Raw genomic sequence first — 14,238 nt, 5'->3', positions numbered from 1 at the left:
TTTTTGGGAGTTCCAGCATGGCCGATGATTTGCTGCTCTCGATGACCGGCATCGACAAGCGCTTCGCCGGCATCCCGGCCCTCTCCGGCGCATCGCTTGAGGTTCGCCCCGGCGAAGTGCACGCCCTGATCGGCCAGAACGGCGCCGGCAAATCCACCATGATCAAGGTGCTGACCGGCTATCATAAGCGCGATGGCGGCGAGGTCTTCTTTGCCGGCCAGCTCTTTGAAGTGGGCTCTCCCCATGAAGCCCAGTCGCGCGGCATCAGCACCATCTACCAGGAAATCAACCTGGTCCCCTTCCGCTCGCTCACCGAGAACATTTGTCTCGGTCGTGAAGCGCGCCGCTTTGGCATGCTTGACTGGAACGCCATGCACGCCGAAGCGCAGCGCCTGCTCGCCAGCTTCGGCATCACCGTCGATGTTCGCCGCCCCTTGATGGATTTCAATACCGCCACCCAGCAGATGGTGGCCATTGCCCGCGCCATCGGCTTTTCCGCCCGCCTCGTCATCATGGACGAGCCCACCTCGTCACTCGACGAAGGGGAGGTCGCCATGCTGTTCAAGGTCATCCGCCAACTCAAAGCCGACGGCGTTTCCGTCATCTTTGTCAGCCACAAGCTCGATGAGCTCTACGAGGTCTGCGACCGCGTCACCATCATGCGCGATGGCCGCACCGTGCGCACCGCCGACATGCACGAGATCGACAAGCTCGACCTCGTCTCCGCCATGCTCGGGCGCGACATCAGCAAGGTCGAAGGCCACGCCACCGCCTTCACCGAAAGGCACCGGGAGGCGGGGGAAACCGTCTTTGCCGCCCGCAACCTGGCCGCGCGGCAGGCGGTGCAGGATGTCAGCTTCGATGTCGCGCGGGGTGAGATTGTCGGTTTTGCCGGCTTGTTGGGGGCAGGGCGCACCGAAACCGCCCGCCTCGTCTTCGGCATCGATCGCGCGCGCGCCGGCGCCATGCAGATGGGCCACCAGCCCTATGCCCCCGGCCGCGCCAAGGACGCCATTGCCGCCGGCATGGGCTTTGTCACCGAGGACCGTAAGGCCGAGGGTATCGTGCCCGAACTCAGCGTCGCCGAAAACATGACCCTCGCCCTTCTGCCGCGCATCAGCAGGAACGGCGTCGTTTCCGAAACCGAGCAGCGCGAACTGGTCGAGCGCTTCATCGCCCAGCTCGGTATCAAATGCTCCGGCCCCAACCAGAAGATCCGCGAACTCTCCGGCGGCAATCAGCAAAAAGTGCTGCTGGCCCGCTGGCTCGCCACCAATCCCAAGCTCCTGATCCTTGATGAACCCACCCGCGGCATCGATGTGGGCGCCAAGGGCGAGATCCAGCGCCTCATCCGCTCCCTCGCCGATCAGGGCCTGGCCGTCCTCATGATCTCCTCCGAACTCGAGGAGGTCGTCGAAGGCGCCGACCGCGTCTTCGTGCTGCGCGAGGGCCGCACCGTCGCCGAACTCACCGGCAGCGAGATCACCGAAGAGCGCGTGCTCGACGCCATGGCCCATGGCCATTCCACCCGAACCGAGCAGGTGCAGGCGTGACCGCAACTCTTCCCGCGCCGCGCGCCGCCGAGCGCCGCCCCTTTGACGTCTTCGATTTCCTTTCGCGCTATGGCACGCTGATCGCGCTCGCGCTGTTGCTCGTCTTCAACCTCATCTTCACTCGCAACTTCGCCACCGTCCAAACCCTCAACGTCAACCTCACCCAGGTCTGCACCATTGTCATCGTCGCCGTCGGCATGACCATGGTCATCGGCACCGGCGGCATCGACCTCTCCGTCGGCTCCATCATGGCCATCTCCGGTGCGCTGGCGCCGATGATCTTTCTCGGCACCATCTTCCCCGTCGGCCCCATCGGCCCGGCCGTCGCCCTCGCCATCTGCGTCGCTCTTCTTGCCGCGACGCTCCTTGGGCTCTTCAATGGCTGGCTCGTCGCCTATTTCCGCATCCAGCCCATTGTCGCGACCCTCGTCCTCTTCATCGCCGGCCGCGGCATTGCCCAGGTCCTCACCAACGGCAACCTCCAGGTCTTCCGCACCCCCGAATTCCAGTGGATCGGCCTCGGCCGCCCCTTCGGCATCCCCGTCCAGGTGCTGATCATGGCCGCCATCGTCCTCCTTGCCGCCTGGGTTCTGCGCCGCACTGTCTTTGGCCGCGCCATCCTCGCCACCGGCGGCAATGAGCGCGCCGCCGAACTCTCGGGCGTCCCCGTCAGCCGCGTCAAACTCGCCGTCTACGCCATTTCCGGCTTTTGCGCGGGCGTGGCCGGGCTCGTCGTCATCGCCATCAACTCCGCCAGCGACGCCAATCTCGTCGGCCTCGGCATGGAGCTCGACGCCATCGCCGCCGTTGCCGTCGGCGGCACGCTGCTGAGCGGCGGCAAGGCCACCATCATCGGCACCCTGATCGGCGCCCTCACCATCCAGCTCGTGCGCTACACGCTGCTCGCCAATGGCGTCCCCGACGCCGCCGCGCTCGTGGTCAAGGCCGCCATCATCGTCCTCGCCGTCTGGCTCCAGCAACAGGGGAGGGCGCGATGACCCGCAAGCCCGATCTCCGCATTCTCCTCGGCACCTATGGCGTCGTCATCGCCCTCCTCGCGCTCATCGCCTTTGGCTGGTGGCGCTACGACAACTTCCTCGGCTTTTTCAACATCACCAGCGTTTTGCGCTACAATTCCATGTTCGCGCTGGTCTCGCTCGGCATGTGCTTCGTCATCATGACCGGCGGCATTGATCTCTCCGTCGGCTCCACCGCCGCCCTCGGCAGCGTCGCGGCGGCCCTTGCGAGTCCCTATGGCATCCTCCCCGGCGCCGCGGCTGGCATCGGCGTCGGCCTCCTCGTCGGCGCCATCAACGGCCTTCTCGTCACCCGCGCCAACATCATGCCCTTTATTGCCACTCTCGCGACCATGCTCGCGGCCAGCGGCTCGGCGCTGCTGCTGGCCAACAACCAGTCCGTCTCCGTTTCCTATGAAAGCGGCTTCACCGCGCTGGGCCAGGGCAATTTCTGGATCCTGCCCATCCCCGCCGTGATCGCCGCACTCGCCTATCTCCTCGGCTCGGTGGTCCTCAACTTCACCAGCACCGGCCGCACCGTCCTCGCCATTGGCGGCAATGAGGAAGCCTCGCGCCTCATGGGCCTGCGCACCGACGCCATCAAGTTCCTGACCTATCTGGCGAGCGGGGGCCTCGCCGGCCTCGCCGGCGTGATCCTCGCCGCCCAGTTCGGCGCTGGCCAGCCCATCGAGGGCGTGGGCTGGGAGCTCTTCGCCATCGCCTCGGTCGTGGTCGGCGGTACGCTGCTGACCGGCGGCGTCGGCTCCGTTGGCACCACTTTGGCCGGCGTGCTTCTCCTCGGCATCCTCTTCAACGTGCTCAATTTCGAGAACGGCATGGGCTGGATTTCCCTTTCCGCCTATTGGCAATCGGTAATCCGCGGCGCTTTCCTCCTCGTCGTCGTGATCATCCAGGCCCGCATGGTGACGCACCCGAACGCCCCCGCTTAGTCTCGCCGTCGGAACCACTTAGCGCGTTAACCGGACTCAACACTTGAGTCTCGGGCGCATTGCTCCTGTGAAAAAATGCAGGTCTGTTATGCGTCCGCTCTTGTGGCGCTCCCCCGCTGCAGCACATATGTAGCTCCCTACACTGTAGGTGAGCACGAACATGGCCGAGACATCCGAACTGCTTCGCAATGTCGCCAAAGCTGGGCGGGAACTGAGCGTGGGCTTTGATGTCCATCTCAAGGATCTCAACCTGACCACGGCGCGCGCGCGCGTTCTGCTGCTGTTGCTGCCCAGCACGGATGGCGTCAGTCAGGCCGCCGTAACCGAACATTTGCGCGTTGAGCATCCCACCGCCGTGCGCATCCTCGATGGGCTGGAGAGCCTTGGCTATACCCATCGCGTGCCCAGCCCCGACGATCGCCGCGCCCGCATGATCGTTTTGACGCCGCAAGGCCGTGCTGTGGCCAAAAAGGTCTCGGCTATCGTTTCCTGTCTCAATGATCACCTGATGTCCCAGCTTGATCCCGCCGAAGCCGAGATCGCCAATCGTGTCCTGCTCCAGCTCCTCGACGGGCTGCAAAGGGTCAAGTCGGACATTGCCGGTTCTCTCACCAAGAATCGGGAGCACGCCCCGTCATGAGTACGCGCAGCACGGTAATAGCGGTCGCTGATCCCGTTGAGGATCGCGCCGCTGAGAACTCGACTCCGCCCGAACAGCAGGCCGCCCTCGCGTCCGCAGCAACAACGGACACGCAGGCTGAACCGGAGGCGCAGCCAAGCGCGCCGCCAGCGGCGGCGCCGGCCTCGGGCATGCCCGCCATGCCGCCCTTCGTGCCCAAATCGCCGATCATGAACCTGGTTTATATCCTGAGTTCGCTGATCCTCGGGCTGACGCAGGGGCTCGGGCTCAACCTCATCACCGCCAATCTGCCGGGCCTGCAGGCCTCGTTTGGGGCCACCCAAACCGAAATGGGCTGGCTCGCCGCCGCTTATTTCGCCACCAATCTTGCGGGCACTATTCTCCTCTTCAAGGCGCGCACCCAGTTCGGGCTGCGGCGCTTCGCCGAGTTGGGGATCGCTGCCTATGTGGTGGTGGTCATCGCCCACCTGTTTGCCCATGATCTGCACTCGGCCATTGTCGTGCGCGCCATCATGGGCGTGGCCGCGGCCCCCCTCAGCACGCTCGGTTTTTACTACATGCTGGAATGGCTGCCCCCGCAAAAGAAGATGAGCATTGGCATCTGCTTTGGCATGCTCGGCTCAACCCTCGCCTTGCCCTTGGCCCGGGTCATCTCGCCCGATCTGCTGCAGATGGGCGATTGGGTGGGCCTTTACGCCGTTGAAGTGGGCATGGCGCTGGTCTCGCTCGCGATTGTGTTCCTCGTGCCCTTGACCGCCCCGCCGCGCATGAAGGTCTTTGATCGTGCCGATATCCTTAGCTTTCCGCTGATGACGGTCGGCTTTGCTTGCCTTGCCATCGTGCTCGGCATGGGTCGGGCCTTCTGGTGGTTCGAAACCCCCTGGATCGGCGAACTCCTGGCCCTCGGCATTGCCTCCATGGCGCTGTTCTGCATGGTCGAGCTGCATCGCAGCAATCCGATTATCGACCTGCGCTGGCTCACGGGTCGCGACATGCTGATCTTTGCCGGGGCCCTCGTCGTGTTCCGCCTGCTGCTGTCAGAGCAGTCGGTGGGGGTGTTTGGCCTCTTCACCGTGCTTAATCTGCAGAACGATCAACTGATCCCGCTCTTTGGCGTCATCGGCGTTGTGACCTTCATCGCCACCGCTGTCCTTAGCGCAGTGATCAAGCCGCAGCGCACCGAGATCATCCACCTCGTGGCGCTGGTCCTGATTGCGGCTGGCAGCTGGATGGATGCGCACAGCACCACGCTCAGCCGGCCCGAGCAATTTCTACCTCAGCCAGGCGCTGATTGGCGCCGCTGGTGGCTTGTTCCTGCCGCCAGCCATGCTCAATGGCTTCATGAAGGCGCTGGCACGAGGCCCGCAATATATTCTGTCGTTCCTTGCCGTGTTTCTCACCACGCAAAGCCTGGGTGGCTTGTTGGGCAGCGCCATCTTCACCACCTTCGTCGCCCTGCGCGAGCAGTTTCATTCCAACATGCTGTCGCAAGGGATCACCCTGCTTGATCCACTCGTGGCCCAGCGCATCCAGGCCTATGGCGGCGCTTACGCGCGCGTCCTGACCGATCCCACCCAGCTCAGCACGCAAGGGCTGAACCTGTTGACCCATCGCTTACCCAGCAATCCTGGGTGCTCGCCTATAACGACCTCTTCCTCGTGGTCTTCTACGGGGCGCTGGCATCCACTGCAGCGCTGGTCATTCACATGAGCCTCACCAAGCTCGCCGCCCTCAACGCCGCCAAAACTGCCAGCGCCGCCAGCCCGGCCTGATTGCCTCTCTGGAGAATTGAATATGCCTTTCCTCAAACTGCTTAAATCCAAGGGCACCTGGGCTGCCTTGCTGATCGGCCTCATCGGCGTTGGCGTCGTGCTCTATGCCTGGCAGCTGCCGCCTTTCACCTCCACGATCCAGTCCACCAACAATGCCTTTGTGCGTGGCCGGGTGACCATGATCGCGCCTCAGCTTGCCGGCTATGTCACGCAAGTGCCGGTCAGCGACTACCAGCAGGTCAGGAAGGGCGATCTGCTGATCAAGCTCGATGACCGCATCTATCAGCAGCAATTGGCGCAGGCCGAAGGGGCCTTGGCCCAGCAGCGCAACGCGCTCGACAACTATGAGCAGAACCGGGCATCCAAGCAGGCGAGCGTTGATTATGCCAACGCCCAGCTTGAAGCGGCCGAGGCCTCGCTTGAGCGCGCCCAGGCCGATGCCGCGCGCAGCGAGTCATTGTTGGCTTCGGGCCTGTCGCCGCAATCGAGCAACGACCAGGTCCGCGCCGCATTGCTGCAAGCGCAATCCAGCGTCGCCCAGGCCCAGGCCAATATCAGCGTGGCCGAACAGAACCTGTCGCTGGTCGAGGGGAGCGTACCCGCATTGCAGGGGGCGGTTCACTCCGCTGAAGCTGCGGTGGAACTGGCCAAGATCAATCTGGCCAATACGAGCATCACCGCGCCTGTTGATGGTGTGCTCGGGGAAGTGACGGCGCGCGTGGGCCAGTATGTGTCCACCGGCAGCCAGCTAACCTCCGTCACCCCGCCGGATCGTTGGGTCGTCGCCAATTTCAAGGAAACGCAGCTCGCCAGCGTCCATATCGGGCAGGAGGTCACGTTTTCGGTCGACGCGCTCAATCACCAGCAGGTCAGGGGCCATATCTCGGAAATTTCGCCGGCGACCGGCTCGGAGTTCAGCGTCATCAAGCCCGACAACGCCACGGGCAACTTCACCAAGATCGCCCAGCGTATTCCGGTGCGAATCGAACTCGATGCCGAGCCCGAACTGGTCACTCAGCTTCGGCCGGGCATGTCGGTGGAAGTGTGGGTCGACACGCAACTCTAGGAGCAGGGGAGGGCTGCACGAGCACTTCAGTGCCGCTATGCTCACCAGCTGGCGGGCTTCGCGCCCGCCGCTAGCTTTTTCGTCAGCTCGCCTCGATAACCGCTGACACGGCCTTGGCCAGTTCGGTCTGGCGGAACGGCTTGGCGAGCCGGGGCAGCTCCATGCTTTCCTCGCCGGCTAGGTCCACAAAGCCGCTGGCAAGAACCACCGGCAAGTCAGGCCGTCGCGAGCGCGCTTCCCTCACCAGTTGCAAGCCCGTCATATTGGGCATGGCATAATCGGTCAGCATCATGTCGATCGGCTCACCGGTCGCCAGCACCTTGAGCGCCTCGGCGCCCGAGCCCGCCAATATCGGGCTATAGCCGAGGTCCTCAAGCATATCTGCGACATTGCCCAGCACCAGTGCATCATCGTCCACCACCAGTACGACTGGTTTTTTGGCCGGCTCGTTCTGGTGTGTTTGCTGTTCATCGGCAGTGGCGGTGTCGAGGGTCGTTTCTGCTGCAGCTTCGGGCAGCCAGATCTGCGCCGTGGTACCCGTGCCTTTTTCGCTGGTGATCACTAACCTTCCGCCGGATTGCTCGACCATGCCCTTGACCATGGACAGGCCGAGCCCGGTGCCTTTTCCCACGCCTTTGGTGGTAAAGAACGGCTCGGTAGCGCGGGCCAATGTCGCCGCATCCATGCCCTCGCCACTGTCTTCCACGGTGATCCGCACATAGCGGCCGGGCGGCATCGGCTTGCCGGCTCCCACGACATCAATCGATTTGGCCGAGATCCGGATAATGCCGCCGCCGGGCATCGCGTCCCGCGCATTGACCACGAGGTTGAGGATGGCCAGCTCGAGCTGGTTGGCATCTGCACGTGCCGGTCGCAAGGTCGCGGCAAATTCGGTCACAAGGTCCAGGGAAGGACCAAGCGAGCGCTCCAGCAGGTCCAGAATACCGCGCACCAGTTGGGGAACGTCGACGGACTCGGGATTGAGTTCCTGCTTGCGGGCAAAAGCCAGCATGCGCTGGGTCAGCGAGGCACCCCGCTGGGCCCCCTGCAAGGCATTGCCGATCAAGCGGCGCAGCTTGGGGTCGTCCGGCAGCCGCTTTTGCGCGAGCTCGAGGCTGCTCTGGATCACCATCAGCAGATTATTGAAGTCATGCGCCACGCCGCCGGTAAGCTGGCCCAGGGCCTCGGACTTCTGTGACTGAAAGAACGCCTCGCGTGCCTCATCGAGTGCCCGTTGCGCTTCGCGCCGTTCGGTATTGTCGCGGGTAACCTTTGCAAAGCCGATCAGTTCGCCGGACGCGTTGCGGATCGGGTCGATCACCACATGCGCCCAGAAGCGGCTGCCGTCCCTGCGCACGCGCCAGCCTTCCTTCTCGAACCGCCCTTCACGAGTGGCGGTCTCAAGCGCGATCCTGGGCAGCTCGATTTCCTGGTCTTCGGGCGTGTAGAAGCGGCTGAAGTGCTCGCCGATGATCTCCTCGGCGCTGTAGCCCTTGATGCGCTGGGCCCCGGCATTCCAGCTGCTGACCGTGCCCTCGGGCGAGAGCTGGTACAGCGCATAGTCCGTAACGCTTTGCACCAGCAGGCGAAACTGTTCTTCGCTTTCGCGCAGGGCTGTTTCCGCCGCTTTTCGTTCCGATAGATCCCGGGTGACTTTGGCAAACCCGATCAGCTCACCCGTCGGGCTGCGGATCGGATCGATCACCACATGCGCCCACATCCGGGTGCCGTCCTTGCGAACGCGCCACCCTTCCTGCTCGAACTTGCCCTCTTCGGCGGCCGTGCGCAGGGCTCGCGCGGGCAGATTCGTTGCCTTGTCTTCTTCGGTATAAAATCTCGAGAAATGGTGCCCGATGATCTCGGAAGCTTCGTAGCCCTTGAAGCGCTGCGCGCCAGCATTCCAGCTCACCACCGTGCCGTTACGATCCAGCATATAAATGGCATAGTCCACGATGCTGCTCACCAGCAGCTGATAGTGGTCACTGCCGGGTGTCGTGACCTGGCTTTCGGTTTCGATCATGTCTGCCCGCACCTTCGCATCAATCGTCTCTCTCATCTACCCATTTGCCGCCGATGTCCAAACGTCTTGAGAGCGTCGCACGATCAAATGCGTTCCCTCGACACAGCAGGTGATGCAACTGGCCACTTCCCGCGGGAACAGCTCGACGCCATGGGAGTTGGATTTTGGCCCATTCATAAAGGCTTTGCAGTGGTTCATAATGCGTTCATCGGTACGGCAGGATGGAGTCTAAATCGGGACTTTTCCGAGTTCCAGGGGGAAGGAACCGCCCTGGAGCGCTACGCCGCCGTATTCTCCGCCACCGAGGTAAACTCCAGCTTTCACCGCCGTCACCGCCCATCCACCTGGCAGCGCTGGCACGATTCAGTCCCGCAAAACTTCAAGTTCTCCGTCAAGCTGCCCAAGACCATCACTCACCAAAGTCAACTTCTCGACCCCGAAACTGACCTCGATCAGTTCTTCGCCGACATCGCTCCTCTCGGCAGCAAGCTCGCGGCAATCCTCGTACAACTGCCTCCCAAGCTGGCATTTCAGCCCCAGCCCGCATTGGCATTCTTCTCCGCCCTCCAGGCGCGCAGCCCGGTGCCTGTTTATCTGGAGCCCCGCCACGCCACCTGGGCCAACGCGGAAGCTTCCGAACTGCTGCAGGCATTCAAGATCGCCCGCGTCTATGCCGATCCACAGCAAGAAGGCTTGCGCGCGGCGGCGCTTGCCGACGGCGCAACCTACCTGCGGCTGCACGGTTCGCCGAAAATCTACTATTCAGAGTACGACCCTGCAGCCATTGAGCTTTTCGCCGCACTGCTGAGGGCGGGGAGTGGTCCGGGCTGGTGCATCTTTGACAACACCGCATCAGGCGCGGCGCTGCGCGACGCCCTCAAACTGCGCGATCTTATCGCGGAGGAAAGCCCCGCAAGCACCGTCGCCGCTACAATGTGCGATGGTGCCGCCGGGGCGGACCGTTAAGGGCCCGCCTCGGATGCATACGCACGCGCGTCGGCTTTCTCTCTTCAGAGAGTTCATCGGCGTCGGCTCGGTAGTCGAGCTCGGCGTATGGGTCTGGGTCGTACTGGCAGGTCATGGCCGCAGCGGTCACTCGCTTAGTGAACGGCCTCGTCGGGCGGTCCGATCAGCTGGGCAATGCCTTCTTCCTCAAGCGCACGCTGGAACTCGTTCCAGGCGTCCAGCTCGGTGGGGAAGGTGTCTTCCCAGATCAGCGAATTGTCGTCATCGTCCACCACTTCCAGGGTCCAGCCATCATTGCTGTCCTTGAGGCGGTAGATCCCGACCTGGACGGTGATCCCGTCCTGGGTGAATTCGCAGCTCTGCTCGGAAAGCTCAATATCCTGATCTTCGTCGCTCATCATTGCTCTCCATTGTTCGGTGCGCTCCCATAGCGCGACGAGGCGGCTATGGCCACCGCCAAAGCGTCGCCCCAACCATGCGCCTGGCACCTGCGACATATGGGAAACGCCATCTAAGTGGTTTCTTGTATGCTTTCTTTCGCGCCCATTGCCGGAACAGTGACGCGTTGCTGCCGGTCAAGGATCACCGGCCGCACAACTCCGGCTTCTTGGATTAACTACAGAATTGTCGCGGTAACGAACCGTAAACCACGTTCCGCTTGCAATTGCATCGAATTGCGCAGAGTTCCGTTGCTTCTGCACGGATGTGTGGAGTACGGCAATGGATCAAGCGTTGCACAATACTGTAGATCAGATCGGTGATGACCGGCGCGATACCGCTGTGGCAGTGGCGCAGTTTCTTGCGCTGGCCAAGGCTGCCAACGTCAATTTCGACCTGGTGGATGATCGGCTGACGATGAGGGCAGTCAAGCCGAAATGGGCCCTATGGGCACCGATCCGGCACTGCTTGGATGAGATCGGCATCGAAGCAATTGAAGAGCACTTCCGCAAAACCACGCCGCAAGAACGCGAAAGTCTTGGCGAGGTCGCGTGAGCTTGGGCTGTCACAGGGTCATGGTCATCGCGGCCGCAACGGCCACAATCCCGAAGGCCGCCATCCCGGCAGCGAGGACCATGGCATGAACGCGGGGCAGCCGGCGAATAGCTGAGGTGGATGCGTGGACGTCGTGGCCAGTTCCCTGCAATTCAACCTGTGTCATCGCTTACCCCTTGAGACAATGCGTGGCAGTCGCCAGTAACTCGGGGCGGCCTTTGTTTAGTCGTTTCGCCCACGTCGCAAGCGTAGTCCAGCATGGCGGCAGGGGGAAAAGCCTTTCCGGAACGCCGTTAATTTTAATCTAATCCGCTCACTGGCCGATCTTGTATGGTAGTCGTTGATCTTGGGTCCGGATCATGGCAAAACCTGATCATGACCAATGCTCCGCACCTTCATCCCGATCGCTTTTTCCCTTTGGCCGAACCAGCACGGTCCGTCGCGCGGGACCTTTATGCTGCTGTCAAAGATTTGCCGCTGATCTGCCCCCATGGGCACACGGACCCGTCCTGGTTTGCGGCCAATGATCGGTTTTCGGACCCCGCGGCGCTGTTTCTCACCCCAGACCATTACGTGTTGCGCATGCTGCGCAGCCGTGGGCTGAGCTATGACGATCTCGGCGTGCCCCGTAAGGACGGAAAGCCAATTGCTGCCGGGCGCGATGCCTGGCGCCTCTTCGCCGCGAACTACTATTTGTTCGCAGGTACTCCATCCAAGATCTGGGTCGATCACTCGCTCCAGCTCACCTTCGGCATCAACGAAGAACTGGGACCCGACACAGCCGACGCCATCTACGACACGATCGACAACCGTCTCGGTGACCCGGATCTGCTGCCGCTCGCCATTCTCGATCGTGCCAGGGTCGAAACCATCGCCACCACAGAGTTCGCCCTCGATCCCCTCCACCACCATGCTCGCATGGCCGAGCAGGGTTTGATCGGGCGCGTGCGCACGACTTATCGCCCCGACGATGTCACCGACCCCAGCCGTCCCGCCATCGTCGAAAACCTGCAGCGCCTGGGGGAGTTGACCGGAGAGGACATCACCAACTGGTCCGGTCTTATCAATGCTCATCGCCGCCGGCGTGAGGTCTTCCGCAGCTTTGGTGCGGTCGCCACCGATCATGGCGTTCCGACTGCCAATACGGCCGATCTTCCCTCCATCGAAAAGCAGGCCCTGCTCGATAAGGTCTTGGCCGGTCGCCACGATGCTGCCGATGCCGAACTCTTTCGGGCACAGATGCTTACGGAAATGGCGCTGTTGTCGGTGGAAGACGGCATGGTCATGCAGATCCATGCCGGATCGCGCCGCAACACCGATCCGTTGCTGATGGCCGAGCGTGGCACCGATCTTGGCGCCGACATTCCTGGCACGACCGATTATGTCGCCGGCTTGCGGGCGCTCCTGGGCCGCTGCGGCAATGAGCCGAACTTGCGGATCATCATGTTCGTGCTCGATGAAACCACCTATGCTCGGGAGCTGGCGCCCATGGCTGGCTATTGGCCCAGCCTGATGATCGGCCCGCCGTGGTGGTTCCACGACAGCCCGCAAGGTATCCGGCGCTATCTTGACCAGGTGGTGGAGACAGCCGGCTTCTACAATCTCGCCGGCTTCAATGACGATACGCGTGCGCTGCTCTCGATCCCCGCCCGGCATGATGTCTGGCGCCGTGAAGTCAGCGGCTTTCTTGGGCGTTGGGTGGGCGAGCACCGGCTCTCGGCCGCAACTGCGCAGGACTTGGCCAAGCATTTGAGCTACACTGCAGCTAAGGATGCTTATCGCCTGAACTGATGGCCGCTTCGGGTGGGCGCTTATCAAGTTTTGGCGTAAAGAGCGCTGGGAGGTCGAATCACGACCATTGTTCTGCTCTAATGCGTCCATGATGAATCAGTCGCCCGTCGAAACAGCGCTCAGCCGCGCCATGATCCGCTGGTCCCTGACCCGCTCGCAGCCGCTTGCCGACACGGCAACCAGCTGGATTTTTCGCGTTGATCAGAATGGACGCAACTTTGCGGTGCTCAAGATCCTGAAGGCGGCGCCCCCAGATGCGGAGCGCCGCGGAGCGGCGCTGATGGCCTGGTATGGCGGGGAGGGGGCCGCGACCGTGTTCGACTCGCATGGCGACACACTGTTCATGGAATGGCTCGACGGCATTCCGCTGGGGGACGCTGTTCGGCGCGGCCACGACGAAGAGGCGACTGTTGCGCTTGCGACCGTGATCGCCAGTCTTCATCGGCCGCGTCCGCAGTCTCCCCCGGACTTACTTTCGCTACGCGAACGCTTTCAGATGCTATTCGATACCGATGTGCGGGTCTGGCCGCACACCGCCCGGGATCTCTACGCCCGTGCCAGCGGCATCGCGCTCAAGCTGTTCGACAAACCCAGTGCACAACTCCCGCTGCACGGCGATCTGCACTACGACAACATCATCTCGTCGGGGCGCGGATGGCTCGCCATTGATCCGGTGGGCCTCTTCGGTGATCCGGCTTATGAAGTAGCACCCGCATTTGTTAGCCCCTCCGGCGCCGAAGCGCTGGTTGCCGACCCGCGCCGCATTTCGGCATTGCTGGACACCTTCGAGGCGCGACTCGATCTTCCCCGCAAACGGGTTTTGGGCTGGGCCGCGGCCCATGCAGCTTTGTCGGCTTCCCTGAACCTGGCGGATGGCAAGCCCATCACGATCCAACTCGCCTGCCTTCCCAATCTGCTCAGCGCCTATGATCAGGCATGACTTCAAGGGTTCTCTTCATGGCTAACCTGACCCGCCGCGGGGCGCTGGTGCTTGCGGGCGCGGCGCTGCTTTCGGCCTGCGCCACGACCGCGCCAATTGTTCCCGCCAGCGGTGGTACCGCTCCCGAAATCTTGTCTGACGATCAAATCCTTGCCGCCATCAACGCGGTGCGCAAAACCAATGGCGCGCCGCCCTGGAGCTATAATCAGCGGCTTGAAACGGCAGCCCGTTCGCAAGCCCAGTTAATGGCAGCCAAGAACAAGCTCAGCCACGATCTGGGCGTTACCTTGCGCGAACGTGTAACCCAGGCTGGCTATCTCGGCGCAGTGGGCGAGAACGTTGCCGGCGGCCACCCCAATCTCGAAAGCGCCATCCAGGGATGGATGAATTCGCCTGGGCACCGGTCCACCTTGCTCAGCCCGAAATTCACTGAGTTCGGCTTGGCTGTGGCGCGCACCGACAAGGGCCGGCTGTATTGGGCCATGATCGCCGGCGGCTCATTCGAGGCTTGGCTCGTCTAGTCGCGTAGGC

15 protein-coding genes are annotated in these 14,238 nt (G+C 62.7%); 12 read left to right on the top strand and 3 right to left on the bottom strand.

Annotation, left to right across the window (positions count from 1 at the left end):
- Positions 1-17 precede the first annotated feature (17 nt).
- The 7 genes from AC3YMN_RS11660 to AC3YMN_RS11630 all read left to right on the top strand — a co-directional run bounded on the left by AC3YMN_RS11660 (position 18) and on the right by AC3YMN_RS11630 (position 6,997).
- Positions 18-1,553, top strand: coding sequence for a sugar ABC transporter ATP-binding protein (locus AC3YMN_RS11660; protein WP_489890106.1), 1,536 nt, complete (start codon positions 18-20; stop codon positions 1,551-1,553).
- On the top strand, positions 1,550-2,551 hold the full coding sequence (locus AC3YMN_RS11655; RefSeq protein ID WP_489890105.1) for an ABC transporter permease: 1,002 nt from the start codon (positions 1,550-1,552) through the stop codon (positions 2,549-2,551). The genes AC3YMN_RS11660 and AC3YMN_RS11655 overlap by 4 nt, the downstream gene beginning before the upstream one ends.
- Positions 2,548-3,519 (top strand): ABC transporter permease, encoded by a 972-nt coding sequence (locus tag AC3YMN_RS11650; protein WP_489890104.1) that lies wholly within the window; start codon positions 2,548-2,550, stop codon positions 3,517-3,519. Before AC3YMN_RS11655 ends, AC3YMN_RS11650 begins: the two co-directional genes overlap by 4 nt.
- 160 nt (positions 3,520-3,679) lie before the next feature.
- On the top strand, positions 3,680-4,159 hold the full coding sequence (locus AC3YMN_RS11645; RefSeq protein ID WP_489890103.1) for a MarR family winged helix-turn-helix transcriptional regulator: 480 nt from the start codon (positions 3,680-3,682) through the stop codon (positions 4,157-4,159).
- Complete coding sequence (locus AC3YMN_RS11640; RefSeq protein ID WP_489890102.1) at positions 4,156-5,667, top strand: MFS transporter; 1,512 nt, start codon at positions 4,156-4,158, stop codon at positions 5,665-5,667. The genes AC3YMN_RS11645 and AC3YMN_RS11640 overlap by 4 nt, the downstream gene beginning before the upstream one ends.
- A 123-nt stretch (positions 5,668-5,790) precedes the next feature.
- Positions 5,791-5,931 (top strand): hypothetical protein, encoded by a 141-nt coding sequence (locus AC3YMN_RS11635; protein ID WP_489890101.1) that lies wholly within the window; start codon positions 5,791-5,793, stop codon positions 5,929-5,931.
- 22 nt (positions 5,932-5,953) lie between these two features.
- Positions 5,954-6,997 carry an HlyD family secretion protein gene (locus AC3YMN_RS11630; protein WP_489890100.1) on the top strand — a complete coding sequence of 348 codons (1,044 nt, stop codon included), beginning with the start codon at positions 5,954-5,956 and terminating at the stop codon, positions 6,995-6,997.
- 82 nt (positions 6,998-7,079) lie between these two features.
- On the opposite strand, the gene AC3YMN_RS11625 is transcribed toward AC3YMN_RS11630, so the two are convergent.
- A complete protein-coding gene (locus tag AC3YMN_RS11625; protein WP_489890099.1) occupies positions 7,080-9,017 on the bottom strand; it encodes a hybrid sensor histidine kinase/response regulator in 1,938 nt (645 codons plus the stop codon).
- A gap of 87 nt (positions 9,018-9,104) precedes the next feature.
- Here AC3YMN_RS11625 and AC3YMN_RS11620 point away from each other — a divergent pair, with 87 nt between their 5' ends.
- Positions 9,105-9,983 (top strand): DUF72 domain-containing protein, encoded by an 879-nt coding sequence (locus AC3YMN_RS11620; protein WP_489890098.1) that lies wholly within the window; start codon positions 9,105-9,107, stop codon positions 9,981-9,983.
- Between the two features lie 134 nt (positions 9,984-10,117).
- On the opposite strand, the gene AC3YMN_RS11615 is transcribed toward AC3YMN_RS11620, so the two are convergent.
- Positions 10,118-10,381, bottom strand: a complete 264-nt coding sequence (locus AC3YMN_RS11615) for a hypothetical protein (RefSeq protein WP_489890097.1) — start codon at positions 10,379-10,381, stop codon at positions 10,118-10,120.
- Between the two features lie 322 nt (positions 10,382-10,703).
- Here AC3YMN_RS11615 and AC3YMN_RS11610 point away from each other — a divergent pair, with 322 nt between their 5' ends.
- Positions 10,704-10,976, top strand: a complete 273-nt coding sequence (locus AC3YMN_RS11610; RefSeq protein ID WP_489890096.1) for a hypothetical protein — start codon at positions 10,704-10,706, stop codon at positions 10,974-10,976.
- Between the two features lie 10 nt (positions 10,977-10,986).
- On the opposite strand, the gene AC3YMN_RS11605 is transcribed toward AC3YMN_RS11610, so the two are convergent.
- A complete protein-coding gene (locus AC3YMN_RS11605; protein ID WP_489890095.1) occupies positions 10,987-11,142 on the bottom strand; it encodes a hypothetical protein in 156 nt (51 codons plus the stop codon).
- Positions 11,143-11,351: 209 nt separating this feature from the next.
- Between AC3YMN_RS11605 and uxaC the strand changes: the two genes are divergently transcribed.
- From uxaC to AC3YMN_RS11590, 3 genes are all read left to right on the top strand, one after another.
- Positions 11,352-12,767, top strand: a complete 1,416-nt coding sequence (gene uxaC / locus AC3YMN_RS11600; protein WP_489890094.1) for a glucuronate isomerase — start codon at positions 11,352-11,354, stop codon at positions 12,765-12,767.
- Positions 12,768-12,858: 91 nt separating this feature from the next.
- Complete coding sequence (locus tag AC3YMN_RS11595) at positions 12,859-13,707, top strand: aminoglycoside phosphotransferase family protein (RefSeq protein ID WP_489890093.1); 849 nt, start codon at positions 12,859-12,861, stop codon at positions 13,705-13,707.
- Between the two features lie 17 nt (positions 13,708-13,724).
- Positions 13,725-14,228 carry a CAP domain-containing protein gene (locus tag AC3YMN_RS11590; RefSeq protein ID WP_489890092.1) on the top strand — a complete coding sequence of 168 codons (504 nt, stop codon included), beginning with the start codon at positions 13,725-13,727 and terminating at the stop codon, positions 14,226-14,228.
- Positions 14,229-14,238: the final 10 nt, after the last annotated feature.

This window comes from Devosia sp. Z11_6 (assembly GCF_058133665.1).
The sequence above is the reverse complement of the archived record's forward strand: the minus strand, read 5'-3'. Positions and strand labels throughout refer to the sequence as shown.